Origin of the sequence: Actinokineospora guangxiensis, assembly GCF_042657845.1 — a bacterium.
GTDB lineage: Bacteria > Actinomycetota > Actinomycetes > Mycobacteriales > Pseudonocardiaceae > Actinokineospora > Actinokineospora guangxiensis.
In genome coordinates this window covers 229,655-254,495 of sequence record NZ_JBHSKF010000003.1, presented here as the reverse complement: position 1 = coordinate 254,495, position 24,841 = coordinate 229,655, and the positions used below count along the sequence as shown (strand labels likewise).

The 24,841-nt window shown below is 72.1% G+C and carries 22 protein-coding genes; 9 read left to right on the top strand and 13 right to left on the bottom strand.

Annotation, left to right across the window (positions count from 1 at the left end):
• Window positions 1–43 precede the first annotated feature (43 nt).
• A complete protein-coding gene (locus ACFPM7_RS08040; RefSeq protein ID WP_378245504.1) occupies window positions 44–1,360 on the bottom strand; it encodes a citrate synthase in 1,317 nt (438 codons plus the stop codon).
• 201 nt (window positions 1,361–1,561) lie between these two features.
• Window positions 1,562–2,116: a TetR/AcrR family transcriptional regulator gene (locus ACFPM7_RS08035; RefSeq protein WP_378246317.1), complete on the bottom strand. Its 555-nt coding sequence runs from the start codon at window positions 2,114–2,116 to the stop codon at window positions 1,562–1,564.
• A 122-nt stretch (window positions 2,117–2,238) separates the two neighbouring features.
• Here ACFPM7_RS08035 and ACFPM7_RS08030 point away from each other — a divergent pair, with 122 nt between their 5' ends.
• Window positions 2,239–3,384, top strand: coding sequence for an acyl-CoA dehydrogenase family protein (locus ACFPM7_RS08030; protein ID WP_378245502.1), 1,146 nt, complete (start codon window positions 2,239–2,241; stop codon window positions 3,382–3,384).
• 4 nt (window positions 3,385–3,388) lie between these two features.
• On the opposite strand, the gene ACFPM7_RS08025 is transcribed toward ACFPM7_RS08030, so the two are convergent.
• The 6 genes from ACFPM7_RS08025 to pdxH all read right to left on the bottom strand — a co-directional run bounded on the left by ACFPM7_RS08025 (window position 3,389) and on the right by pdxH (window position 9,302).
• A complete protein-coding gene (locus tag ACFPM7_RS08025; RefSeq protein ID WP_378245500.1) occupies window positions 3,389–3,643 on the bottom strand; it encodes a hypothetical protein in 255 nt (84 codons plus the stop codon).
• Between the two features lie 65 nt (window positions 3,644–3,708).
• A complete protein-coding gene (locus ACFPM7_RS08020) occupies window positions 3,709–4,923 on the bottom strand; it encodes an amidohydrolase (protein ID WP_378245498.1) in 1,215 nt (404 codons plus the stop codon).
• 10 nt (window positions 4,924–4,933) lie between these two features.
• Window positions 4,934–5,806 carry an aldose 1-epimerase family protein gene (locus ACFPM7_RS08015; protein ID WP_378245496.1) on the bottom strand — a complete coding sequence of 291 codons (873 nt, stop codon included), beginning with the start codon at window positions 5,804–5,806 and terminating at the stop codon, window positions 4,934–4,936.
• An 87-nt stretch (window positions 5,807–5,893) separates the two neighbouring features.
• Complete coding sequence (locus tag ACFPM7_RS08010) at window positions 5,894–7,246, bottom strand: APC family permease (protein ID WP_378245494.1); 1,353 nt, start codon at window positions 7,244–7,246, stop codon at window positions 5,894–5,896.
• 29 nt (window positions 7,247–7,275) lie between these two features.
• The gene (locus tag ACFPM7_RS08005) at window positions 7,276–8,547 is read right to left on the bottom strand and encodes an MFS transporter (RefSeq protein WP_378245492.1); all 1,272 of its coding nucleotides are present in this window, start codon (window positions 8,545–8,547) and stop codon (window positions 7,276–7,278) included.
• A gap of 71 nt (window positions 8,548–8,618) precedes the next feature.
• Window positions 8,619–9,302, bottom strand: coding sequence for a pyridoxamine 5'-phosphate oxidase (pdxH, locus tag ACFPM7_RS08000; RefSeq protein ID WP_378245490.1), 684 nt, complete (start codon window positions 9,300–9,302; stop codon window positions 8,619–8,621).
• A 283-nt stretch (window positions 9,303–9,585) separates the two neighbouring features.
• Between pdxH and ACFPM7_RS07995 the strand changes: the two genes are divergently transcribed.
• The 4 genes from ACFPM7_RS07995 (at window position 9,586) to sepH (ending at window position 14,673) form a co-directional block, all read left to right on the top strand.
• Complete coding sequence (locus tag ACFPM7_RS07995) at window positions 9,586–10,743, top strand: citrate synthase 2 (protein ID WP_378245488.1); 1,158 nt, start codon at window positions 9,586–9,588, stop codon at window positions 10,741–10,743.
• 64 nt (window positions 10,744–10,807) lie between these two features.
• Window positions 10,808–12,169, top strand: a complete 1,362-nt coding sequence (locus ACFPM7_RS07990) for a serine hydrolase domain-containing protein (protein ID WP_378245486.1) — start codon at window positions 10,808–10,810, stop codon at window positions 12,167–12,169.
• A gap of 74 nt (window positions 12,170–12,243) precedes the next feature.
• Window positions 12,244–13,380 (top strand): phosphoserine transaminase, encoded by a 1,137-nt coding sequence (gene serC / locus ACFPM7_RS07985; RefSeq protein WP_378246315.1) that lies wholly within the window; start codon window positions 12,244–12,246, stop codon window positions 13,378–13,380.
• Between the two features lie 162 nt (window positions 13,381–13,542).
• On the top strand, window positions 13,543–14,673 hold the full coding sequence (gene sepH, locus ACFPM7_RS07980; RefSeq protein WP_378245484.1) for a septation protein SepH: 1,131 nt from the start codon (window positions 13,543–13,545) through the stop codon (window positions 14,671–14,673).
• Between the two features lie 150 nt (window positions 14,674–14,823).
• Here the strand turns inward: sepH and ACFPM7_RS07975 are convergent, their stop codons facing one another.
• The 3 genes from ACFPM7_RS07975 to ACFPM7_RS07965 all read right to left on the bottom strand — a co-directional run bounded on the left by ACFPM7_RS07975 (window position 14,824) and on the right by ACFPM7_RS07965 (window position 17,074).
• The gene (locus ACFPM7_RS07975) at window positions 14,824–15,639 is read right to left on the bottom strand and encodes a dioxygenase family protein (RefSeq protein WP_378245482.1); all 816 of its coding nucleotides are present in this window, start codon (window positions 15,637–15,639) and stop codon (window positions 14,824–14,826) included.
• 61 nt (window positions 15,640–15,700) lie between these two features.
• Window positions 15,701–16,528, bottom strand: a complete 828-nt coding sequence (locus ACFPM7_RS07970; RefSeq protein WP_378245480.1) for a helix-turn-helix transcriptional regulator — start codon at window positions 16,526–16,528, stop codon at window positions 15,701–15,703.
• A 309-nt stretch (window positions 16,529–16,837) separates the two neighbouring features.
• On the bottom strand, window positions 16,838–17,074 hold the full coding sequence (locus tag ACFPM7_RS07965) for a hypothetical protein (protein ID WP_378245478.1): 237 nt from the start codon (window positions 17,072–17,074) through the stop codon (window positions 16,838–16,840).
• 144 nt (window positions 17,075–17,218) lie between these two features.
• Here ACFPM7_RS07965 and ACFPM7_RS07960 point away from each other — a divergent pair, with 144 nt between their 5' ends.
• Together ACFPM7_RS07960 and ACFPM7_RS07955 are read left to right on the top strand one after the other, a co-directional pair.
• Complete coding sequence (locus ACFPM7_RS07960; protein WP_378245476.1) at window positions 17,219–19,021, top strand: ABC transporter ATP-binding protein; 1,803 nt, start codon at window positions 17,219–17,221, stop codon at window positions 19,019–19,021.
• Window positions 19,018–20,847, top strand: coding sequence for an ABC transporter ATP-binding protein (locus ACFPM7_RS07955; RefSeq protein WP_378245474.1), 1,830 nt, complete (start codon window positions 19,018–19,020; stop codon window positions 20,845–20,847). Before ACFPM7_RS07960 ends, ACFPM7_RS07955 begins: the two co-directional genes overlap by 4 nt.
• A 69-nt stretch (window positions 20,848–20,916) precedes the next feature.
• On the opposite strand, the gene ACFPM7_RS07950 is transcribed toward ACFPM7_RS07955, so the two are convergent.
• Both ACFPM7_RS07950 and ACFPM7_RS07945 read right to left on the bottom strand, forming a co-directional pair.
• Entirely contained in the window at window positions 20,917–21,510 is a 594-nt protein-coding gene (locus ACFPM7_RS07950) for a DUF2537 domain-containing protein (RefSeq protein WP_378245472.1), read from the bottom strand.
• The gene (locus ACFPM7_RS07945) at window positions 21,488–22,339 is read right to left on the bottom strand and encodes a TrmH family RNA methyltransferase (RefSeq protein WP_378245470.1); all 852 of its coding nucleotides are present in this window, start codon (window positions 22,337–22,339) and stop codon (window positions 21,488–21,490) included. The genes ACFPM7_RS07950 and ACFPM7_RS07945 overlap by 23 nt, the downstream gene beginning before the upstream one ends.
• A 156-nt stretch (window positions 22,340–22,495) precedes the next feature.
• On the opposite strand from ACFPM7_RS07945, the gene ACFPM7_RS07940 reads away from it, so the two are divergent.
• Together ACFPM7_RS07940 and ACFPM7_RS07935 are read left to right on the top strand one after the other, a co-directional pair.
• Window positions 22,496–23,989, top strand: a complete 1,494-nt coding sequence (locus ACFPM7_RS07940) for a glutamate-cysteine ligase family protein (RefSeq protein WP_378245468.1) — start codon at window positions 22,496–22,498, stop codon at window positions 23,987–23,989.
• 82 nt (window positions 23,990–24,071) lie between these two features.
• Entirely contained in the window at window positions 24,072–24,707 is a 636-nt protein-coding gene (locus ACFPM7_RS07935; RefSeq protein ID WP_378245466.1) for a superoxide dismutase, read from the top strand.
• Window positions 24,708–24,841 lie beyond the last annotated feature (134 nt).

Sequence of the window (24,841 nt, the reverse complement as noted above, 5' to 3'; positions counted from 1 at the left end):
AAGGGGCCGCCCCAACTCGGGGCGGCCCCTTCCGGGAGGGAGATCAGCGCTCGCTGAGCGACTTGTAGTCGCGCGCGGTGTGGCCGGTGTAGACCTGCCGCGGGCGGCCGATCTTGGTGGCCGGGTCGTTCATCATCTCGCGCCAGTGGGCGATCCACCCGGGCAGGCGGCCCAGGGCGAACAGGACCGTGAAGAACTTGGTCGGGAAGCCCATGGCCCGGTAGATCAGGCCGGTGTAGAAGTCCACGTTCGGGTACAGCTTGCGCTCGACGAAGTAGTCGTCGGAGAGCGCGTGCTCCTCCAGCTGCTTGGCGATGTCGAGCAGCGAGTCGTCGCCGCCGAGCTTGCCGAGGATGTCGTCGGCGGTGCGCTTGATGATGGCGGCGCGCGGGTCGTAGTTCTTGTAGACCCGGTGGCCGAAGCCCATCAGCTTGACGCCGTCTTCTTTGTTCTTGACCTTGCGCACGAAGGCCTCGACGTCGCCGCCGGAGTTGCGGATGCCCTCCAGCATGTCCAGCACCGCGCTGTTGGCGCCGCCGTGCAGCGGGCCGAACAGGGCGTTGATGCCCGCGGAGATGGAGGCGAAGAGGTTGGCCTCCGAGGAGCCGACCAGGCGCACCGTCGAGGTCGAGCAGTTCTGCTCGTGGTCGGCGTGCAGGATGAACAGCAGGTCCAGCGCCTTGACCAGGGCCGGGTCCAGCTCGTAGTTCTCCGCCGGGAACCCGAAGGTCATCCGCAGGAAGTTCTCCACCAGGCCCAGGGAGTTGTCCGGGTAGAGGAACGGCTGGCCGACCGACTTCTTGTACGCGTAGGCCGCGATCGTCGGCAGCTTGGCCAGCAGCCGGATCGTGGAGATCTCCACGTGGTTGGAGTCGAAGGGCTTGAGGCTGTCCTGGTAGAAGGTGGACAGCGCCGAGACCGCCGAGGACAGCACCGGCATCGGGTGCGCGTCGCGCGGGAAGCCGTCGAAGAAGCGCTTGAGGTCCTCGTGCAGCAGGGTGTGCCTGCTGATCTTGTGGGTGAACTCCTCCAGCTCCGCCCGCGACGGCAGCTCCCCGTAGATCAGCAGGTAGCTGACCTCGGAGAACGTCGACTTCTCCGCGAGCTGCTCGATCGGGTACCCGCGGTAGCGCAGGATGCCCTCGTCACCGTCGATGTAGCAGATCGCGGACGAGCAGCTGGCGGTGTTGACGAAGCCGGGGTCGAGGGTGACCAGGCTCGTCTTGGCCAGGAGCTTCCCCAGATCGACGCCGGAGGTGCCTTCGGTGGCCGGGACCACCTTCATCTCGTGCTCACCACCGGGGTGGTGCAGGGTGGCGGTCTGCTCGGTGCCGGTGGGCACAGCCGTCCCGTCGGGCATGCAAGTACCTCTCACACTCGTCAGGGCGGTCGGTCGGCCGAGCCGGTGCAGGCCTGGTCGGGCGCATCCGCGGCAAGGTCGCCGCCGCGGCGCAGCACCGCCCCGTTGGGGTCCTGAGCCCCCTACGCTAGTGCTCCACGCGCAATCCGGACACCCGTGGACCCGGCCTTCCGGCAGCGTTGGGACAGGCATCACAAGGGTTCACGGCGTGTCCGGGCCCCCGGAGCGCGCCAGGCCGCCGAGCAGCAGGTCGGACAGGGCCGCGAAAGCCTCGGCGTGCGAGACGTCGGCGCGCCTGCCGAGCACCCCGGTCTGGATGCCCTCGATGAGCCACCCGGCCATCTCGCCGACGAGGCGGGCGTGCACCTCGCGGAAGATCCCCTCGGCCACGCCCTCGGTGATGAAGGCGCGGATGCGGGCCGCCGCGGCCTGGGCGTTGCGCTCGTAGACGGCCTGCGTGGGGGCGTAGGCGGCGATGTCGGCGAGGAAGCGGTCCGAGGCCGGGGTCAGCTCGTCGGCGGCGCCCTGCAGGTAGGACGCGATCCGCTCGCGGGCGTCGGCTGCGGTGGCGACCCGCTTCTCCACGTGCTCGGTCGCGGCGCGGAAGAACCGGCTGACCACCCGCCTGGCCAACTGCTCCTTGCTGGGCGCCAGGGCGTAGAGGGTCGACTTGGAGCAGCGCAGGCGGGCGGCGAGGTCGTCGAGGGTGAACTGGGCGAAGCCCTCGCGCAGGAACAGCGCCAGCAGCTCGGCCATCAGAGCGGCCTGGCGGGCGGTCGGCGCTGGTCTGGTCACCCCACCAGCGTGCCACGGTACTCTGAGGTGTCCCACAGTACTGTTGGCAGTATCCCCAGCATCCCCCTGATCGGAGGATCACCGTGCCCGCTGAGCGTCTGCTCCCCTCCACCGAGGCCGAGGACCTGCTCAAGCTCACCCGCGAGATCGCCCGCGACGAGCTGGCCCCGCTGGCCGCCGCCTACGAGGAGGAGTCCCGCTTCCCGCGCGAGCAGTTCCGGCTGCTCGGGCGCAGCGGCCTGCTCGGGCTGCCGTATCCGGAGCGGTGGGGCGGCTCAGCGGTCTCCTACGAGGTGTACCTGCAGGTCGTCGAAGAGATCGCGGCCGCGTGGATGTCGGTCGGCGTCGGGCTGTCGGTGCACACGATGTCCTGCTACGCCCTGGCCGAGCACGGCACCGACGAGCAGCGGGAGCGCTGGCTGCCGGACATGCTCGGCGGCGAGCTGCTGGGCGCCTACGCGCTCTCGGAGATGCACGCGGGCTCGGACGCGGCGGCGCTGTCGACCAAGGCGGTGCTGGACGGGGACGCCTACGTCGTCAACGGGGCGAAGGCGTGGATCACCCACGGCGGCCAGGCCGACTTCTACACCACCATGGTGCGCACCGCCGACACCGGCGCGAAGGGCATCAGCTGCCTGCTCGTCCCCGCCGGCGCGCCGGGCTTCTCCGCCGCGCCGCCGGAGAAGAAGATGGGCCTGACCGGCTCGCCGACCACGCAGCTGCTGTTCGAGTCCGCGCGGGTGGACGCCGACCGGCTGCTCGGCGCCGACGGCGAGGGCCTCAAGATCGCGCTGACCTCGCTGAACTCCGGTCGTCTCGGCATCGCGGCGTGCGCGGTCGGGCTGGCCCAGGCCGCGCTGGACGAGTCCGTGGCCTACGCGAAGGGCCGCAAGCAGTTCGGCAGGGCGATCGCGGACTTCCAGGGCGTGGAGTTCCTGCTGGCCGACATGGCCGCCGCCGTGGAGTCGGCGCGGGCCACCTACCTGGAGGCCGCCCGCAGGCGCGACCGCGGGCTGCCCTTCGTCCGCCAGGCCTCGATCGCCAAGCTCGTGGCCACGGACGCGGCGATGAAGGTGACCACCGACGCCGTGCAGGTGCTCGGCGGGGCCGGGTACACCCGGGACTTCCCGGTGGAGCGCTACATGCGCGAGGCGAAGGTGCCGCAGATCTTCGAGGGGACCAACCAGATCCAGCGCGTGGTCATCGCCAAGGAGCTGAAGAAGGGCTGAGGCCTCAGCGCGCGTCGGCGAGGGTGTGGTTGACGATCCAGAGGACCGCGGCGAGGGCGGGCAGGATGATCAGGGTGAAGATCAGCACCCGCTTGATCGTGCGCAGCTGGAGCAGCTGGAGGTAGGCGACCTGCAGGCGGGCGGCCTCGATCGAGGCCGCCGAGGTGATCTGGCGTTCCCACGCCTCGACGATCAGCGGGGCCTTGGCGCCTCGGTAGGCGGAGTGCAGCGGGATCTCGGTGGCGTTCTCGTCCGGCATGCCGGGGATTGTCGCAGGCCAGCGCCTTCCGGGCGGCGCGTTCGGCGAACGCGCCGCCCGTCGGGTCAGCGCTCGCGGTAGTACGGGTCGGCGGTGACGCCGCGGCCGGCGGACTCGTCGTAGTGGTAGACCTCGCGGCCGTCCACGAAGACCCGCAGGGCCCGGCTCATGACGTCCAGCGGGTCGCCGGACCACAGGACGACGTCGGCGTCCAGGCCCGGGGCCAGGGCGCCGACGCGGTCGTCCAGGCCGAGGATGGCGGCCGGGTTGACGGTGATGGTGCGCAGGCCCTCGGCCGGGTCCAAGCCCTCCTTGACCGCCAGGGTGACCTGGTGGACCAGGAAGTCGATCGGCACGACCGGGGCGTCGGTGGTGATGGCGAGCTGCACCCCGGCGCGGGCGAGGATGCCGGGGTTGCGCAGGTGGCGGTTGCGCAGCTCGACCTTGGAGCGGGTGGTGAACAGCGGGCCGATGATCACCGGGATGCCGCGCTCGGCGATGGCGTCGGCGATCAGGTGGCCCTCGGTGCCGTGATTGAGCACCAGCTTGTAGCCGAACTCGTCGGCCAGGCGCATCGCGGTGGCGATGTCGTCGGCGCGGTGGGCGTGCTGGCACCAGGGCAGCGAGCCGTCGAGGACGTTGGCCAGCGCCTCCATCGTGAGGTCGCGGTCGAAGGGCTTGCCCTCCTCGGCGGCGTGCGCGCGCCGGGCGGCGTAGTCCTGGGCCTTGGTCAGCTGCTCGCGGATGACCGCCGCGACGCCCAAGCGCGTCGACGGCATGGTCTTCTTCTCGCCGTAGACGCGCTTGGGGTTCTCGCCGAGGGCGCTCTTCATGCTCACCGCGTCGCGGATGAGCATGTCGTCCACCGTGCGGCCCCAGGTCTTGAGCGCCACGGTGTGCCCGCCGATGACGTTGCCCGAGCCCGGCTTGACGACCACGGTCGTCACGCCGCCCGCGAGCGCGTCGCGGAAGCCCTCGTCGGCGGGGTTGACGGCGTCGAGGGCGCGGACCTTGGCGGTGACCGGGTCGGTCATCTCGTTGGTGTCCTGCCCCGCCCAGCCCTCGGCCTCCTCGTGCACGCCGAGGTGCGCGTGCGCCTCCACGAAGCCGGGCAGCACCCAGGTGCCGGAAGCGTCGACGATGTCGGCGCCGTCGGGGATGTCGACGTCCTCGGCCGTGCCGACCGCGACGATCTTGCCGCCGTCGATGAGCACCGTCCCGCCGTCGATCGGGTCGCCGCCGACGGGAACCACATATCCACCAGTAATCGCGATCGTCACGACAAAGACCTTAGCAAGGCGAAAGACCCCAGGACGCCGACCAGGTCGCGCCGGGGGCCAGTTCCAGCAGGTCGACACCGGAGTTGAGGGCGTCCGGCGGGCAGGTCATCGGCTCGATGGCAACGGCCTGGCCGTCGTTGCCGGGGAAGCTCGGCGGGGTGAACACCTGCACCCAGCCGAAGACCGCGTCGGCCCAGACGAGCACGCCGCCGTCGTCGCCGCGCAGCCAGTGCCGCACGACGCCGTCGCTGTCGGGCGCGCAGCCGCCGAAGGCGCTGTCCAGGCGCACCTCGCGCAGCGCGACGCCCTCGGCCAGGCGCGGGTCGATCGGCTCGACCGCGCCGGTGGGCAGCAGGCGCTCGGCGTCGACCGGCAGGTGCGTGGTCGCGGCCAGCGTCAGCAGGCACTCCCCCGCGTCGGCCTTGCCCGGCCGCGGGTACGGGTGCACGCCGACGCCGAAGGGCATCGTCTCGGTGCCGGTGTTGGCGACCTCGTGGGTGACGGTCAGCCCGGCGGCGTCCACGGCGTAGGTGATGGCCGTGCGGAACGGGAAGGGCCAGCCCGGCCGCGTGCCGACCTCGGTCTCCAGCCGCACCGCCGACCCGTCGTGCGAGGCCACTGCCCACTCCTGGTGCCGGACGAGGCCGTGGATGGCGTTGTTCCGCGCGCTCTCGGTGATCTCCAACTGGCCGCCGCGCCAGCGTCCGTCGGCGACCCGGTTGGGCCACGGCACGAGCACCGCCCCCGAGCCCAGGGGCGGGGCCTCGCCCTCGGCGAAGGTCTCGGAGTAGAGGACGCCCGCGACGGAGAACTCCCGAAGCGTCGCCCCCGTGGCGGTCACGACGGCGCGGACGTCGCCGTTGGTGATCACAAGTGCGGTCATGGTCGCACCATACGGCCAGATCCGACCGCCTTCCCCGGCACCGCACCGTTTCACCCGAGCGCGCGGGCCGACGATCCGATGACCGGTTCAGCGCCGCGCGCGGTCGCGGCGCAGCACCAGCTGGTTGACCCCCCACAGCAGCAGGCCGACGCCGAGCAGGATCGCGGCGATCCCGTACTCGCGCGCCGGGCGCCCCGACAGCGGGCTGGCCAGGAACGCGCAGGTGATGGCGCCGACGACCGGCAGCGCGGTCGGCGCGCGGAAGTGCTTGTGCTCCACCGGGTCGCGGCGCAGGACCAGCACCGCGACGTTGACCACGGTGAACACGATGAGCAGCAGCAGCGAGGTCGTCCCGCCGAGCACGGTGATGTCGACGGTGGCCACCAGCACCATGGCGATGGCGGTGGTGAACAGGATCGACGCCCACGGGGTGCGCCGGAACGGGTGCACCGTGCCGAAGACCTTCGGGATGATCCGCTCGTTGGCCATGCCGTAGACCAGGCGGGAGGCCATCAGCATGTTGATCAGCGCGGAGTTGATGACGGCGAGCAGGCCGATCAGCGCGAACACCCACAGCGGGAAGCCGGGCGCGCCCGCCGTCAGCACCTTCAGCAGCGCACCGCTCTTGGCCTCGGCCAGCTCGTCGGCGGGGACCAGCAGCGAGGAGGTCACCGCCACCAGGACGTAGATCGCCGCGGCGATGCCCATGCCCAGCAGCATGGCCTTGGGGAAGATGCGCGACGGCTCGCGGCACTCCTCGGCCATGTTGACCGAGTCCTCGAAGCCGACCATGGCGAAGAAGGCCAGCGCCGTCGCCGAGGAGATGGCCAGCCAGGGCGCCTGGCTGGCGGTGTCGATCTCGGTCAGCCGCGACGGCTCGCCCTGCCCAGAGGCCACGGCGTAGAAGCCGACCACGATGATGATCAGCAGACCGGTCAGCTCGATGATCGTGAGGACGACGTTGGCCCACAGCGACTCGGCCACGCCGCGGAAGTTGATCCCGGCCAGCAGCACCATGAAGCCCAGCGCGATCCACACCGTCGGCACGACGAGCGAGTCGCCCATCAGCTCGCGCAGGTAGGTGTTGCCGAAGGCCTGGGCGGCCGAGGACGCCGAGGTGATCCCGGAGCTCATGACCGTGAAGGCGACCATGAACGTCAGGAACTGGATGCCGAACGCCTTGTGCGTGTACAGCGCCGCGCCCGCGGCCCTCGGGTACTTCCCGACCAGTTCCAGGTAGCTGAACGCGGTCACGAAGGCCACCGCGAACGCCAGCAGGAACGGCAGCCACAACGCGCCACCGATGCGCCCGGCGACCGTCCCGGTCAGGGCGTAGACGCCCGTGCCGATGATGTCCCCCACCACGAACAGCAGCAGCAGCCCGGGGCCGATGACCCGCTTGAGCTGCGGCTGCTCCGCTTCCTTCGTCACCTCGGCCATAAGATCGAAGTGTCATGGATCACAGGCGTTCAGACAACCCGAGGAACGTACTTGTAGCGCCAGAAGGACGGCACGAACGCCACCGTCACCACGGTCAGCACCACCACCAGCACCCCGCCCGCGGTGGCCGCGAGCGCCGGGCCGACGGCCGCGCCGCCCCAGCCGTGCAGCAGGTCGGCGATGCGCGGCCCGCCCGCCACGACGACGGTGAACACCCCCTGCATGCGCCCGCGCATCTCATCCGTCGCCTCGGTCTGCAGCATCGAGGAGCGGTGCACGGCGCTGATCAGGTCGGCGCCGCCGCCGATGGCCAGCAGCACCACCGCCACCCACAGCGACGAGGTCAGCCCGAACAGCGCGATGGACACACCCCACAGCACGATCGAGACGGTGATCACCGCGCCCTGCCGGGTCATCCGGGAGAAGTAGCCGGAGAAGACGCCGAAGAGCGCCGAGCCGATCGGGATGGCGGCGAAGAGCCAGCCGAGGGCGACGCCGCCGCCGGGCGGGTCGCCGAAGGTGCGCTCGGCCATCTCCGGGAACAGCGCCCGCGGCATGCCCGCCACCATGGCGATGATGTCGACCAGGAAGCTCACCAGCAGCAGCTTGCGCGCGCTGAGGTAGCGGAAGCCGTCGACGATGTCGCGCAGCCCGGCCTTGCGCGAGGCGCCCTCGCCGGGCTCGATGGCGGGCAGCAGGCAGACCATGCTCAGTGCCAGCACCAGCGCGACCGTGTCAATCAGATACAAAGTGGACAGACCGAGCAGCGGGATGAGCGACCCGGCGGCCAGCGGACCGAAGACCATGCCGAAGGTGAAGGTCGTGAAGTTGAGCGCGTTGGCGGACGGCAGCAGCTCCGGCGGCACGAGCCGGGCGATGGCGGCGCTGCGGGTGGGCATGTTGACCGCCACGAACGCCTGCTGCATGCCCAGCAGCGCGAGCACGACCCACACCGAGTCGAAGCCCGCGAACGCCTGCAGCCAGAACAGCGCCGAGGTGACCGCTACGCCGGTGTTGCTGATGATCAGCACCTTGCGCCGGTCGAAGGCGTCGGCGATCGCCCCGCCCCACAGCCCGAACACCAGCAGCGGGACCAGCCCGACCGCGCCGGTCAGCCCGACCCAGGCCGAGGAGCCCGTCAGGTCGTAGATCTGCTTGGGCACCGCGACCGCGGTCAGCTGGCTGCCGATGGCGGTGATCGCCGTGGACGTCCACAGCCGCCGGTAGTCCTTGATGCGCAGCGGTCGGGTGTCGATCAGCGCCCTGCTCAGCAGTCCCTTGGGGCGCTCCTCCACCGTCACAACTGATTAGCTTAGCTCAGCTAACCAGTTGGGACGGCCGGATGTGACGTCCTGAGCAGCGGTGATGCCCGTCACGGGCCGAGGCGCTCCAGCTTCCAGCCGTCACGGGTCAGCTTGAAGCGCAGGCGGTCGTGCATGCGGTCGCGGCGGCCCTGCCAGAACTCCACCAGCTCCGGCTGGATGCGCCAGCCGCCCCAGTGCGGCGGCACCGGCACGGTCTCGGCGTCGGCGAAGCGGCGCTCCACATTGGCCAGCGCGTTCTCCAGCGCCGAGCGCCCGTTCACCACGATCGACTGCGGGGAGGCCCAGGCGCCCAGCTGCGAGCCGCGCGGGCGCTTGGCCCAGTACTCGGCCGTCTCGGCCTGGCTGACCTTCTCCACGATGCCGCGGACGGTCGCCTGGCGGTGCAGGCCGTACCAGGGGAACGTGGCCGAGGCGTAGCGCGAGGCGGACAGCTCGTGGCTCTTGGCCGAGGTGTAGTTGGTGAAGAAGACCAGGCCGCGGTGGTCGAGGCCCTTGGCGAGAACGGTGCGCGAGGACGGCATGCCATCGGCGCCCGCGGTGGCCAGCACCATGGCGTTCGGCTCGGCCAGGCCGGCCCGCCGGGCCTCGTCCAGCCAGTTCTGCAGCTGCTCGTGCCAGTTGCCCGCCAACTCGCCCTCGTTGAGGGCGCCGGTCTCGTAGGAGACCCGCATCGTCGGGAGTTCCAGCGTGATGTCCGCCGCGATGTCCGCTACGTCGTGGCCGTCCGCCATCGGCTTCTCCATCCCGAGAGTGGGGGTTCTCCGCACGCGAGGCCGACGGTACGGGGATTCCAGGTGAACGGGAACCGCCCGGACGGTGACACCGCCCACCTGGGGAAGCACCGGGCCACTGGATCGTTCCACTGGATCGTGACCGAAGACACCGGCGTGAACGATTGCTAACCTCGCGGCCGGGGAGCAGTGTGGCCGGACAGCCGCGCGACCCGCCGTCGGCGAACCCGGCGGGCGGTGCCGCGCGAGCGCGAGTCGGGGCTTGGCGCGAAAGGCGGACCACATGCACAACGCAGTGCAGGAGACAGCGGCGCGGACGGCCGAGGCCGTGCTGGACGACGGCTTCCGCGCCGGGCTGGAGGGCGTGGTCGCCTTCCGCACCGAGATCGCCGAGCCCGACCGCGACGGCGGCGCGCTGCGCTACCGCGGCGTCGACATCGAGGACCTCGCGGGCCGGGTCACCTTCGGCGACGTGTGGGCGCTGCTGGTCGACGGCCGCTTCGGCTCCGGTCTGCCGCCCGCCGAGCCGTTCCCCATCCCCGTGCACTCCGGCGACGTCCGCGTCGACGTGCAGGCCGGCCTGGCCATGCTCGCCCCGATCTGGGGCTACCGGCCGCTGCTGGACATCACCGACGAGGAGGCCCGCGGCCAGCTCGCCCGCGCCTCGGTCATGGCGCTGTCCTATGTGGCGCAGTCCGCGCGCGGCCTGCACCAGCCCGCGGTCTCGCAGCAGCGCGTCGACCAGTGCTCCACGATCACCGAGCGCTTCATGACCCGCTGGCGCGGCGAGCCCGACCCGGCCCACGTGAAGGCCATCGACGCCTACTGGGTCTCCGCCGCCGAGCACGGCCTCAACGCCTCCACCTTCACCGCCCGTGTCATCGCCTCCACCGGCGCCGACGTCGCCGCCTCGCTCTCCGGGGCCATCGGCGCGATGTCCGGCCCGCTGCACGGCGGTGCGCCCGCCCGCGTGCTGCCGATGATCGACGAGGTCGAGCGCACCGGCGACGCCCGCGGCGTGGTCCGCGGCATCCTCGACCGCGGCGAGCGCCTGATGGGCTTCGGCCACCGCGTCTACCGCGCCGAGGACCCGCGCGCCCGCGTGCTGCGCCGCACCTGCCAGGAGCTGGGCGCCGCCCGCTACGAGGTGGCCGCCGCGCTGGAGCAGGCCGCCTTGGCCGAGCTGCGCGAGCGCCGCCCCGACCGGGCGATCGAGACCAATGTGGAGTTCTGGGCCGCGGTCATCCTCGACTTCGCCGAGGTCCCGACCCACATGATGCCCGCGATGTTCACCTGCGCCAGGACGGCGGGCTGGTGCGCGCACATCATGGAGCAGAAGCGCACCGGCAGGCTCGTGCGCCCCTCGGCCTCCTACATCGGACCCGGTCCGCGCACGCCCGACGCGGTCGACGGCTGGGCCGCGGTGACCCCGCTCGCCTAGGCCGGGGATTCGCTGAATGGGGTGTCGGTCTTATCGGCTTGTTTTATGACCGACAATTCCCCTCATGCTGCAGACCACTGAACTCGCCCTGCTCCGCAGGATCGCCGCCGAGCAGGCCGACAGCCGCGCGCCCTCGCTCACCGCGGGCGTGGTGCGCGAGGGCGGTCTGGCCTGGTTCGGCGCGCGCGGGCGGGTCGACGGGGCCGCCCCGACCCGGGACACCCAGTACCGGATCGGGTCGATCACCAAGACGTTCGTCGCGGTGCTGGTCATGCGGCTGCGCGACGAGGGCAAGCTGGACCTCAACGACCCGCTGGACAAGCACGTGCCGGGGACGTCGTTCGGCGCGGTCACCGTCGCCCAGCTGCTCGCGCACACCGGCGGGCTGACCTCGGAGTCGCCCGGCGACTGGTGGGAGCGCGCCCCCGGCGGCGACTGGGCGGCGCTGGAGCGCAGCCTGGCCGAGAACGCCCTGCGGCACCGCTCGGGCGCGCGGTTCCACTACACGAACGTGGGCTACGGCGTGCTCGGCGAGCTGGTCGCCCGGCTGCGCGGGCACTCGTGGCTGGAGGCGCTGAACGCCGAGATCCTCCAGCCGCTGGAGATGAAGCGCACGACCCCGCACCCGCAGGCGGCCGCGGCGCCGGGCTGGGCGGTGCACCCGTTCGCCGACGTGCTGCTGCCCGAGCCCACCCCGGACTCCGGCGCGATGGCCCCGGCCGGGCAGCTCTGGGCGACCGCGGACGACCTGGCCCGCTGGACGCGGCTCATCGCCGGCGACACCGGCGGCGTGCTGCACCCGGACACCGTCGCCGAGATGCGCGAGCCCGCCCACGTCGACGACGCCGACGAGTGGACCACCGGCTACGGCCTCGGCCTGCAGGTCATGCGGATGGGCGGGCGCAGGCTGGCGGGCCACGGCGGCTCGATGCCCGGGTTCCTGGCGATGGTGCTGGCCGACGAGCGCACCGGCACCGGCGCGTTCGTCGCGGCGAACTCGACCTCCGGGGTGGCCGTGGGCACCGTGGCCTTCGACCTCATCTCGACCGTCGAGGCGCACGAGCCCGCGCTGCCGACCGAGTGGCTGCCGCTGACCGACCACGACCCGGCGCTGCTGGAACTCACCGGCCTGTGGCACTGGGGGCCGACCCCGTACCTGCTCAAGCTGCTCGGCGACCGCTGGCTGAACCTCGCGCCGGTCTCCGGGCGCGGACGCCAGTCGCGCTTCCGCCCGGCCGGTCCCGACAGGTGGACGGGCCTGGACGGCTACTACGCGGGCGAGACCCTGGAGCTGCACCGGGGCGCCGACGGCGCGCCTTCGCACTTCGACCTGGCGACCTTCGTCTTCACCCGCGAACCGTACGGCGTACCGGAGGCCATCCCGGGCGGCGTTGACGGGAAGGGCTGGCAGTCGGGCATCAGGTAGCGGTGCAAGACTGTGCGGGCCGCCGCCAACGCCGCCGGGGCCTGCACAGTCGACGCATGCGAAAGGCGCACCAGATGACCCAGACCGCCGACCCGAGCACGCTGCAGCTGCCCGCCGAGCTGCGCCCGTCCGACGGCCGCTTCGGCTGCGGCCCGTCGAAGGTCCGCCCCGAGCAGGTCGCCGCGCTGGCTTCGGCGGGCGCGGAGCTGCTGGGCACCTCGCACCGCCAGAAGCCGGTGAAGTCGCTGGTCGGCCGCGTGCGCTCCGGCCTGCGCGAGCTGTTCTCGCTGCCTGATGGCTACGAGGTCGTGCTGGGCAACGGCGGCACCACCGCGTTCTGGGACGCCGCCGCGTTCGGCCTGGTGCGCGAGCGCTCGCAGCACTTCACCTACGGCGAGTTCTCCGCGAAGTTCGCGAAGGTGACCAAGGGCGCGCCGTTCCTGGCCGACCCGATCGTCGTCTCGGCCGACCCGGGCGGCGCCCCGGAGATCGCCTACGCCGAGGGCGCCGACCTGGTCGGCTGGGCGCACAACGAGACCTCCACCGGCGTGGCGGTGCCGGTGTCGCGGCCCGCGGGCTCCGACGGCGCGCTGGTCGCCATCGACGCCACCTCGGGCGCGGGCGGCCTGCCGGTCAAGGCCGAGGACTTCGACGTCTACTACTTCGCCCCGCAGAAGTCCTTCGCCTCCGACGGCGGCCTGTGGCTGGCGCTGATGAGCCCGGCCGCGCTGGAGCGCGTCGGCGAGATCGGCGCCTCCGACCGCTGGGTTCCGGAGTTCCTGTCGCTGCCGGTGGCCCTGGACAACTCGGTCAAGGACCAGACCTACAACACCCCGTCGGTCGCCACGCTGTTCCTGCTCGCCGAGCAGATCGACTGGATGCTGGCGAACGGCGGCCTGGACTGGACCGTCGCGCGCACCAAGGACTCCTCCGACCGGCTCTACTCTTGGGCGGAGAAGACCTCCTACACCTCTCCGTACGTGGCCGACCCGGCCCACCGCTCCCAGGTCGTCGGCACCGTCGACTTCGCCGACTCGGTGGACGCCGTCGCCGTGGCCAAGGCGCTGCGGGCCAACGGGGTCGTCGACGTGGAGCCCTACCGCAAGCTGGGCCGCAACCAGCTGCGGGTCGCCATGTTCCCGGCCATCGACCCCGCCGATGTGACCACCCTCACCAAGGCCATCGACTGGGTGGTCGAGCGCCTGGGGTGACCCACCTCCCCCGATAGGGGATGCGGGCGGGGCGTCGGATACGGCAAGATCACAAGGTGATGTCACGGGGATCGCGGCGCGCCTAGCGCGTCAGGCCACTTCGCCGATTTACCGTGGGACGCTGACGAGTGATGTCTGCTCACGTCGTACGGGAGGTTCGCGATGCGCGCGCTGCGGGTCGTCGGACTCGCTGATGGCGGCAAGACCGTCATCTGCGAGGACCCGGCGCGCGGTGAGCGCTTCAGCCTTCCCGCCGACGAGCGGCTGCGGGCCGCGGCCCGCGGGGACGTCACCCGACTCGGCCAGATCGAGATCGAGCTGGAGAGCCAGATGCGTCCTCGTGAGATCCAGGCCCGCATCCGCGCGGGCGAGTCCGTCGAGCAGGTCTCCGAGGCGGCCGGGCTGCCCACCGCCAAGGTCGAGCGGTTCGCCTACCCGGTCCTGCTGGAGCGCTCGCGCACCGCGGAGCTGGCCCAGCGCGCCCACCCCGTCCGCGAGGACGGCCCCGACCTGCAGACCCTCGGCGAGATCTGCCTGCACGCGTTCACTCTGCGCGGGCAGGACTACGCCGTGGCCGAGTGGGACTCCTGGCGCGGCGAGGACGGCAAGTGGACCGTCCAGCTGTGCTGGACGGCGGGCCGCTCGGTCAACCGCGCGCACTGGGCCTTCCACCCCGGCGCGCGCGGCGGCACCGTCACCCCGCTGGACGAGCACGCCCACGACCTGCTGGACCCCCAGCCCTCCCGGCCGCTGCGCACGGTGCGGCCGGTCACCGAGCTGGCGCAGGCGGCGCTGAACATCGATCCGGCGCTGCTGCCCGCCCGCCCGGAGCCCGCCGCGCTGGACGCCTCGCCGCTGGAGCTGGGCGACTTCGCGCCGCCGGTCGCGCCGGTGCCCACCGCGGTGGTCGAGCCCGCTGTCGAACCCGCTGGGGTGGCGTCGGCCGTGGTCGAGCCTGTTGAGCCCGCCGTGGTCGAGCCCGCCGTGGTGGAGCAGGCCGCGGTCGAGCCCGCTGTGGTGGAGCAGGCCGCGGTCGAGCCCGCTGTGGTCGATCCTGCTGTGGTCGTGCCCGGGGACCCGGCGGCCGAGCCCGCGGCCCGCACCCAGCAGGACTTCGTCGAGGACTTCGAGCTGACGGGGCCCGCCGACCAGGAGAGCCCCGACCAGGCCGCCCTGATCGATGAGCCTGCCCGCAAGTCCGAGCCGCCCCGGCGCGGCAAGGGCAAGAAGGCCCGGCCGATCGTGCCGTCGTGGGAGGACGTGCTCCTGGGCACCCGCTCCAACCGCGGCTGAGCAGACGACGAACGCCCGCCGAGACCACGGTCTCGGCGGGCGTTCTCCTGTTCGCGGAGGTGGGCAGGGCGGACATCCGGCCCCCCGCCGCCAGGTTATCCGGGCGCGCGGGGACGGGGCAGGCTCGGATGGCGGGCTGTGGACAACCCGCTACTCGGCGCGCCAGAGGGCGGGGACGTTGGGGGGCTCCCAGCCCGCGTGGGCGGTGTGGGCCTGGAGGCAGACGTAGCCGCGGCCGCCGTAGGTGACGCGGGAGCCCACCGGGTAGGTGGTGCCGGGGGTCCAGGTGCCGCCGCCGGGGGAGGTCGTGGTGGTGGTCGGGCGGGTCGTGGTGGTGCCGGGGGCGCCGGGGACGTTGAGGACGAAGTCGAAGGCGGCTTCGCGGCCACCGCCCGCGTTGCGGACGGTCATCAGCAGGCGGGGGTCGTAGAGGGAGTCGGTGTTGTTGCGGGGTTCGCCGGGGAAGTAGAGCTGGGTGGTGAGGACGGGGCGGCCGGGGGCCTGGGCCTTGACGTGGATGTGGCGGGTGCGGCCCGGGTAGAGGCCGGGGACGATCGTGGTCAGGGAGAACGCGCCCTGGGCGGTGGTGAACTGGTGGCCGCGGAAGCGGAAGCGCACGTTGTCGTAGGCGCCGTTGGTGTCGGCCTGCCAGAAGTCCAGCAGGACGCCGGAGAGGGGCTGGCAGGCAAGGCCGAAGACGTAGCCGGAGACGGTCAGCCGGGTGCCGGGTCCGTCGCCGACCATCGACGTGCGCTGCGGGGAGTTCGGCTTGAAGTACGGGCCCTCCATCTGCGGCGGGGTCGGGTCGTCGCCGTCGTCGCACATCGGGGTCGGCTCCAGGGCCGGTCCGTCCGCCCGGGTCCTGGCCAGGGCGGGCGCGGCGACGAACGCCGCGGGCACCGCGACGCCCGCGGCCAGCGCGGCGCGCAGGACGGTCTTGCGGCTGAGGTTGCGGTCCTCTTCCATCAGGGCTCCTTGTTCGGGACTCCCCCGAAACTACGAAGCCGCCGCGCCCGCCGACGATGGACTAATCGCGGCCGTCGTGGTGAAAACCGTGGTTGCCGTTCCCAGCCCGGAAGGCACCGGGGCTCACCCCGGTCTCGCGCCGGAAGAACCGGCAGAAGTAGGCGGGGTCGGCGAACCCGACGCGCGCGGCGACCTGGCGCACGGTGAGCCGGGTGCCCGCCAGCAGCCGCTTCGCCTCCCGCACCCTGGCCTCCCTGACCAGCTGCGACGCCGGCCGCCCGGTGGCCGACTTGACCGCCTGCGTCAGGTGCCCCGGCGTGACCCCGATGCGCCCGGCGTACGCGGCGACCGACCACAGCGGCGCCCGGCTGCGCAGCCGGGCGAACTCCTCGGCGACGGCTCCCGGCCGGGACGGCCCCCGCGGTGCGCCGATCCGCGCGGCGCGCACGAGCAGCACGTGCAGCAGGGCGCGCAGCACCGAGTCGGTGTCCTCGGCGCGGGTGACGTACTCACGGTGCAGCTCGGCGACGAGGCCCGCGGTGGCGGCGTGTGCCTGCTCGTCGAGGGGCAGGCCGGGGTGGGCCGACAGGGCGCGCAGGAGGGCGGCGTCGCCGGGGTGGTCGAGGAAGTCGTCGGTGAAGAGCAGCACGTGCCCGGCCAGGCCGCTGGCGTCCCAGTGGTGCACTTGCCCGGCTTCGATGACGCACAGGTGCGGCGGGCGCAGTTCCGCTCGCGTCAGGTCGACTACGTGGGCTCCTTGGCCGCCGGTGAGGTACACGATCTCGTGGAAGGTGTGGCGGTGGGGGAAGTCGGCGCGGGACAGGGGGCCGATGGTGTCGAAGGTGCCGATCGCGAAGGGGAGGGTGGTGGGGGTTTCCAGGCGGTGCATGGGTAGGTCGTTGGTGGGTTCGCAGGGGGTGCCGGGGGGCACTGTGGTTCCGCGCATCGGGGCTCCCATGGTCTGGACCAATCCACGATGGCACGGGGGGTGCCGGAAGGGAACGCGGTGTGATCAGACGGGTTCCGTGGCGTTGGGGTGGGTCCGATGGGGTGGAGCATTGCTTTGGTGGCAAAGAGCCTCTCCGCCCTCGCCCCTGGCCGCCTGGCTCTTCCATCTCTCCTGCTCGCGGGCAGGTGGGGGCAAGCGCACGGCCGGCACCGCCCCCAGGGGCGAGCGGACTGGCAGCGGGCAGAACGGTCAGGCTCGGGGGACGGTGTCGAGGAGGGTGGGGGGCCAGCCTTCGCGTTCCAGCCAGTCTTCGGCGTCCTCGTGGGTGAGCCAGGTGGCGCCTGCGGGCCTGCCGCGGCCGAGGCGGGTCCAGCCGTCGGGGGCCAGGACGTGCAGCTGGGCGTCGCGCAGGGCGAGGAGGCGGCCCTCCGGGTAGGCCATGGTGGGTTCGGTGCGCAGGAACCGCACCGGCTCCGGTCGCGTCATGGGGTCAGTTTAGCGCGGCTTGCCAAGTCCACAGTGGATCTTCGTGGCGGGGGCTTGACCTCTACCGCGGTGCAGGTCCGAAACTCGGATGACGTTCGTCGGCGGGCGGCGTAGCGTCGGTCGCCGACCTGTCCTGGGGGTGCCTTGAACGACCTGGAGAGCGATCCGAAGCGCGGTGGCCTGCGGCACATCGTCCGGCTCGGGCCGTACCTGCGGCCGGTGCGGGGCCGGGTCATCGGGTCCGGTGCTGCTGTGCTCGTCTCGATGATGTGCGGTCTGGCGATCCCGCTGGTGATCCAGCGCATCCTCGACGGGCCGGTCGCCGAGGGGGACGCGCCGGGGCTGCTCTGGCCGGTGGTCGCCGTCGCCGTGCTCGGGGCGACCGAGGCGCTGCTGTTCTTCACGCGGCGCAAGCTCATCGCCGGGCCGAGCACCGCCGTCGAGGCCGATCTGCGGGCCGACCTCTACGCGCACCTGCACCGGCTGCCGATCGCCTTCCACGACCAGTGGCAGTCCGGCCAGCTGCTCTCCCGCGCGGTCTCGGACCTGTCCACGATCCGCCGGTTCATCGCCTTCGCGGGCATCTTCCTCGTGGTCAACTCGCTGACGATGGTCATCGGCCTCGGGGTGCTGTTCTTCCTCGACCCGGTGATCGGCGCGATCACCCTGGCCTGCTCGCTGCCGCTGATCGCGATCAGCACGGTCTTCGAGTCCCGCTACTCGGTGCTCTCCCGCCGCTCGCAGGACCAGGAGGGCGACCTGGCCACCACCGTCGAGGAGTCGGCGCTGGGCATCCGGGTGCTCAAGGCGTTCGGCCGCGGGCCCGAGCTGGCCCGCCGCTTCGCCGCCGAGGCGCGCGAGCTGCGCGGCACCGAGCTGGCCAAGGTCCGGGTGCTGGCGCTGCTGTGGGGCTCGATCATCATGCTGCCCGAGCTGGGCATCGCGCTGCAGCTGCTGGTCGGCACGTTCGGCATCGCCAACGGCACGATGACCATCGGGACGCTGGTCGCCGGGGTCACGATCGCCACCTACCTGCGTTGGCCGGTGGACTCCATCGGCTGGCTGCTCGCCGAGACCAACCAGACGGCGACCGCCGCCGAGCGCTACTGGGAGGTCCGCGACGCCGAGGTCACCATCACCGACCCGGCCGAGCCCCAGCGCCTGCCCGCCGATGGCGCGGGCCTGCTGCGCTTCGAGGACGTGCGCTTCGCCTACCCCGCCACGGGCGGCGAGCGCGGCGGCGAGGTGCTCTCCGGCGTCGACCTGGAGGTCCGGCCGGGCGAGACCGTCGCCCTGGTCGGCCCGACCGGCTGCGGCAAGACGACGCTGACCGCGCTGGTAGCGCGGCTGGCCGACGTCACCGGCGGCCGGGTCACCGTCGACGGCGTCGACGTGCGCGACCTGCGGCTGGAGGAGCTGCGGGCGGCCGTCGCCACCGCGTTCGAGGACGCCGTGCTGTTCTCGGCCAGCGTCGCCGAGAACGTGCGCCTCGGCGCGCCGGAGGCCTCGATGGAGGACGTGCGCACCGCGCTGCGGGTCGCGCAGGCCGAGGAGTTCGTGGACGCGCTGCCCTGGGGCCTGGACACCCGCATCGGCGAGCAGGGCCTGTCGCTCTCCGGCGGCCAGCGGCAGCGCCTGGCGCTGGCCCGCGCGGTAGTCGGCAAGCCGAAGGTGCTCGTCCTCGACGACCCGCTCTCGGCGCTGGACGTGCAGACCGAGGCCGAGGTCGAACACGCGCTGCGCAGCGTGCTCTCCGGCGTGACCGCGCTGGTCGTGGCCCATCGGCCGAGCACCGTGCAGCTGGCCGACCGGGTCGCCCTGCTCGACGACGGCCGCATCACCGCCGTCGGCACGCACAGCGAGCTGCTGGCCACCAACACCGCCTACCGCACCCTGCTGTCCACTCTGGATGACGCGGGCGCGGACTCGGAACGGACGAGGGTATGAGCACCGCCGAAGAGGAGTGGCGCGGCGTCGCCGCCGAGGACACCGAGACCCTGACCCAGCGGGCCACCCTGCGCCTGCAGCGCCGCTCGCGGGCCCTGCTGGGCTCGCTGCTGCGGCCGCACTCGCGCATGGTCGCCCTGGCGCTGGCGCTGGTGGTCGCCGAGAACGCCGCGTCGCTGGCCGGGCCGCTGATCATCGCCATCGCCATCGACAGCGGCATCCCCGCCGCCGTCGGCGGCGACCCGTCCACGCTGGCCTGGTGCGTCGGCGGCTACCTCGTCGCGAGCCTGCTGTCCTCCGGCCTGCGCTACCTGTTCCTGCGGCTGGTCGGGCGCATCGGCCAGGACGTGCTGCTCGACCTGCGGCAGCGCATCTTCCGGCACGCGCAGCGGCTGTCGCTGTCCTTCCACGAGAACTACACCTCCGGCAAGGTCATCTCCCGGCTGACCAGCGACGTCGACTCCCTGGACGACCTGCTCGACAACGGCGTCGACGGCCTGCTCTCCGCGGCGCTGTCGGTGACGGGCATCGCCGTGCTGCTGGTGGTGCTCGACCCGCCGCTGGGGGTGTTCGTGCTGGCGGGCTTCATCCCGCTGGTGCTGGCGGCGCGCTGGTTCTTCCGCAACTCCAACGCCGCCTACCGCGGCACCCGCGGGGCGATCGCCAAGATCATCGTGCAGTTCGTGGAGACGATGAACGGCATGCGCGCGGTGCAGGCGTTCCGGCGCGAGCAGCGCAACGAGTCGATCATGAGCGGCCTCAACGGCAGCTTCCGCGACGCCAACCGCAGGGCGCTGGACGTGGTGGCCGTGTTCACCATGACGGTGCGCATGGTCGGCAACATCAGCCTGGCCGCGGTGCTGCTGATCGGGGCCTGGCGGGTGGTCGGCGGCGGACTGGAGCTGGGCGTGCTCACGGCGTTCCTGCTCTACCTGCGGCGCTTCTACGACCCGCTGGACGAGATGGCGATGTTCGCCAACGCCTACTCCTCGGCGACGGCGGCGCTGGAGAAGATCTCCGGCCTGCTGGAGGAACAGCCCGACGTGCGCGAACCGGAGTCACCGGTGGACCTCCCCGCCTCCGACCGCGGACGCGCGGTGACCTTCTCCCGGGTGGCGTTCCGGTACTCGGCGGACGGGCCGGTGGTGCTGCCCGAGTTCGACCTGGCCATTCCGGCGGGGCAGACGGTGGCGCTGGTGGGGCCGACGGGGGCGGGGAAGTCGACCCTGGCGAAGCTGGTGGCGCGGTTCTACGACCCGAGTTCCGGTTCCGTGCGGCTTGACGGGGTGGACCTGCGGGAGCTTTCCGACTCGGCGCTGCGGGCGGCGGTGGTGATGGTGACGCAGGAGAACTTCCTGTTCTCCGGGTCGGTGGCCGACAACATCGCGCTCGGGCGGCCTGGGGCGAGTCGTTCAGAGATCGAGTCGGCCGCTGGGGCCGTGGGGGCGCACGAGTTCATCTCGCGGTTGCCCGAGGGTTATGGGACTGACGTGCGCAAGCGTGGGGGGCGGCTGTCTGCCGGGCAGCGGCAGATGGTGGCTTTCGCGCGGGCGTTCCTGGCTGATCCGTCGGTGCTGGTGCTGGACGAGGCTACGTCTAGTTTGGACATTCCTACTGAGCGGGCGGTGCAGGGGGCGTTGGAGTCCGTGCTGGCCGATCGGACGGCGTTGATCATCGCGCACCGGCTGTCGACGGTGTTGATCGCTGATCGGGTGTTGGTGATTGATGATGGGAGGGTGGTGGAGGACGGGTCGCCTGCTGAGCTGATCGCCGAGTCTGGGCGGTTCGCCGCGTTGCACTCGCGGTGGCGCGATTCGTTGGTGTGATGGGTCCGTCGGTCCGTGGCGCTGGTGGCCGGTCCGATGGGGTGGCGAGGGTGGCGACAAAACCGCGATCTAGCTGAAGATCACGAACGGCAGGGCGACCCACCCTGCCGCGATGCCCGCGCCCACGCCGAAGGCCACCCAGCGCCAGATCGGGACGCCTCGGGCTAGCCAGACCGAGGGGAGTAGGCCGCCGGTGACGACGACGTTGGCGCCGATGGCCAGGAGGGGGGAGTTCTCGTTCAGGGTGGCGGCGAGGGTGCCGATGGCGAAGACGACGAGGGTGAAGGCGAAGGCGGCTACCAGGAGGCCGGTGCCCCACGGTGTGGGCTCGGTGGGCTCGGTGGGGTCGGGGGTCTGCTCTGGTTCGGCGTCGGCCACGAGGAGGGGGGAGGTGGGATTGACCACCGATGCCTCGCCGGTCAGGGGATCGACGTAGGTGATCGGGGTTGTGGTGGCGTCGGCCAGGCGCAGGGCCAGTTGGCGGCCCCGGCGGGAGACGACGGGGGCGGCGGTGGGGTCGGCGGCTCGGGAGACGGCGGTGGCTACGCGGGCCCATTCGTTGAGGTCTTCGGTGAGGGCGGGGTCCAGCGGGAGGGTGTCGGGGTCGATGTCGCCGTTCTCGGTGACGAGGACGGGGCGCTCATCGCTGGCGCGCAGTTCCACCGGGGGCTCCTTCGGTGAGGGCGTAGAACGCGACCGCGGCGGCGGTCGCCACGTTGAGGGAGTCGACCGCCCGGGTCATGGGGATGCGGACGGGGGTGTCGGCGGCGGCGATGGCCTCCTCGGTGAGGCCGGGGCCTTCCGAGCCGAGGAGCAGGGCCACCCGGTCGCCGCCGCGGGCCAGCTCGGACAGCGGTACCGCGTCGGGGCGGGGGGTCATCGCCAGGACGCGGAAGCCCGCCGCGCGCAGCAGGTCCAGGCCGCCGGGCCACGGGTCGAGGGGGGCGAAGGGGACGGCGAGGACGTGGCCCATGGAGACGCGGACGCTGCGGCGGTACAGGGGGTCGCTGCAGCCGGGGCCGAGCAGGACGGCGTCGACGCCCAGGGCGGCGGCGTTGCGGAACAGCGCGCCCAGGTTCTCGTGGTCGCCGACGCCCTCCAGGACCACGACGGTCCGCGCGGTGGCCAGCAGGTCCGGCACCGGCGCGGGGGCGGCGCGGTCGGCGGCGGCGAGGACGCCGCGGTTGAGGTGGAAACCGACGGTCTCGGCCATCACCTCGGCGGGGACGGCGTAGGCCGGGATGTCGTGGTCGGCGAGGTCGGGGGCCAGGGCCTCGATGCGGCGCGGGACGCCGAGCAGGGCGCGGACCGGGTAGCGGGAGGCGAGCAGGCGCTGCACGACCACCACGCCCTCGGCGATCACCAGACCGCGGCCACCGGGCCGGTCCGGCCTGCGGTCGGCGGTGGTGAGGTCGCGGAAGTCGTCCAGCCGCGGATCTGCCGGGTCCGCCACGTCGATCACCTGCGCCACCCGCGCAGTGTCGCACGCCATAGCGGGCGCGCCCAGGCGTCCCCGGCGCTTGCGCTGCGTTACCCCGGGATAACGCACGGCACCAATTTGGGCGCTAGCAAGCAAGTCCGCCCTATGCCAACGTTGGCCTCCCGCGCATGTTCCGGCTGACGAGCCGGATGGACGGGAGGGCGTGTCATGGGGCAGAACGTGGTCATCGCATCCGACGGTCTCGACAGGCAGCGCTACCGGGCGAAGATGCGCCGGTGCCTCGACGCGCTGGGCCGGATGCTGACCGAGGGCGGCTTCGACGCGGCGCCGCCGCAGATGGGGATGGAGATCGAACTCAACCTCGTCGACGACGGGCTCGGTCCGGCAATGCTCAACTCCACGGTCCTGGAGAAGATCGATGACCCCTGCTACACCCTCGAACTGGGCCAGCACAACCTGGAGCTGAACGTGCGGCCGCGTCCACTGGGCGGGACGCAGTCCATCGAGCTGGAGGACGAGCTGACCGACTCGCTGGCGGGCGCCTCGGCCAAGGCGCGCGACGCGGGCGCCCGGCTGGTGATCATCGGCACGCTGCCGACGCTGCGCCCGGAGCACATGGACATCCGGTGGCTGACGCAGAAGGCGCGCTACCGCAGGCTCAACGACCAGATCTTCGCCGCACGCGGCGAGGAGCTGGTGCTGAACATGGAGGGCACCCCGCTGCCCGGCCGCCGTGCCGAGAAGCTGCGCAAGATGCAGGACTCGATCCTGGCCGAGGCGGCGTGCACGTCCACGCAGCTGCACCTGCAGGTGGCTCCCGAGCAGTTCGCGGCCAACTGGAACGCCGCGCAGTGCCTGGCGGGGGTGCAGGTCGCGATCGCGGCGAACTCGCCGTTCCTGCTGCGCAAGGCGCTCTGGCACGAGACGCGCATCCCGCTGTTCCTGCAGGCGACCGACACCCGGCCCGAGGAGCTGAAGAACCAGGGCGTGCGGCCGAGGGTGTGGTTCGGCGAGCGGTGGATCACCTCGATCTTCGACCTGTTCGAGGAGAACGTGCGCTACTTCCCCGGCCTGCTGCCCGAACTCGACGACGAGGACCCGCTGGAGGCCCTCGACCGCGGGCGCCCGCCGCGGCTGAGCGAGCTGCGCCTGCACAACGGCACGATCTGGCGCTGGAACCGCCCGGTCTACGACATCAGCGACGACGTGCCGCACCTGCGCGTGGAGAACCGGGTCCTGCCCGCGGGCCCGACGGTGGCCGACATGGTCGCCAACGCCGCGTTCTTCTACGGAGCCCAGCGCGCACTGGCCACACAGGACTATCCACTGTGGACGCAGATGTCGTTCCAGGCGGCCGAGGAGAACCTGCACGCGGGCGCTCGGCACGCCTTCGGCAGCCAGCTGTACTGGCCGGGGGCGGGCTGGGTCCCGCCGGATGAACTGGTGCTGCGCAAACTCCTGCCCATGGCGCACGAGGGACTGGCCGACTGCGGGGTCGCCGACTCCGCCCGCGAGCGCTACCTGGGCATCATCGAGCGGCGCTGCCTGGCCCGGCGCACCGGCTCGTCGTGGCAGCGGGAGTCGGTGGCCACCCTGGAGGCGAGCGGCCTGGACCGGGAGGCGGCGCTGACCTCGATGATGCGCGCCTACGTCGAGCTGAGCGAGTCCGGGGAGCCGGTGCACACCTGGCCGTCCCTCTGACGGGTGCCCCGGGCCGGGCCGGAGTACTGTTGCCAGAGAATTGCAGTAGCGACTGCCTGGCACCACCACGAGGAGAGAGCGCGTGGCCCCGTACGTCCTGCCCGACCTCGACTACGACTACGGCCAGCTTGAGCCGGTGATCATCGGCGATATCAACGAGCTGCACCACAGCAAGCACCACGCCGCGTACGTCAAGGGCACCAACGACACGCTGGAGAAGATCGACGCCGCCCGGGACAAGGGCGACTTCGGCTCGATCGTCGGCCTGGAGACGTCCCTGGCGTTCAACCTCGCCGGGCACACCCTGCACGCGATCTGGTGGAAGAACCTCAGCCCGGACGGCGGCGACAAGCCGACCGGCGAGCTGGCGGCGGCCGTCGACGAGCACTTCGGCTCCTTCGACGGCCTGCGCGCGCAGATGAACGCCGTCTCCGGGACGATCCAGGGCTCCGGCTGGGGTGTGCTGGCCTGGGACCCGATCGGCTCGCGGCTGGTCACCCAGCAGCTCAAGGACCACCACTCGAACCTGTCGATCGCGACCACGCCGCTGCTGGTGTTCGACACCTGGGAGCACGCGTACTACCTGCAGTACAAGAACGTGAAGACCGACTACATCGACAAGCTCTGGAACATCGTGAACTGGGCCGACGTGACCGCCCGGTTCGAGGCGGCCCGCGCGGGCGAGAACGGCCTGCGCCCGCCCGCCCCGAAGGCGTAGCGCACAGGACTTCGGCGGGGATGCTCCGACAAGCCCCCCTGCCGGATATGAATGGCCCCCGCTTCCGGACGCTGGGAAGCGGGGGCCATTCGGTTCCCGAACTGACTGCCGCTCCCACCACGAAGCGGACAAGA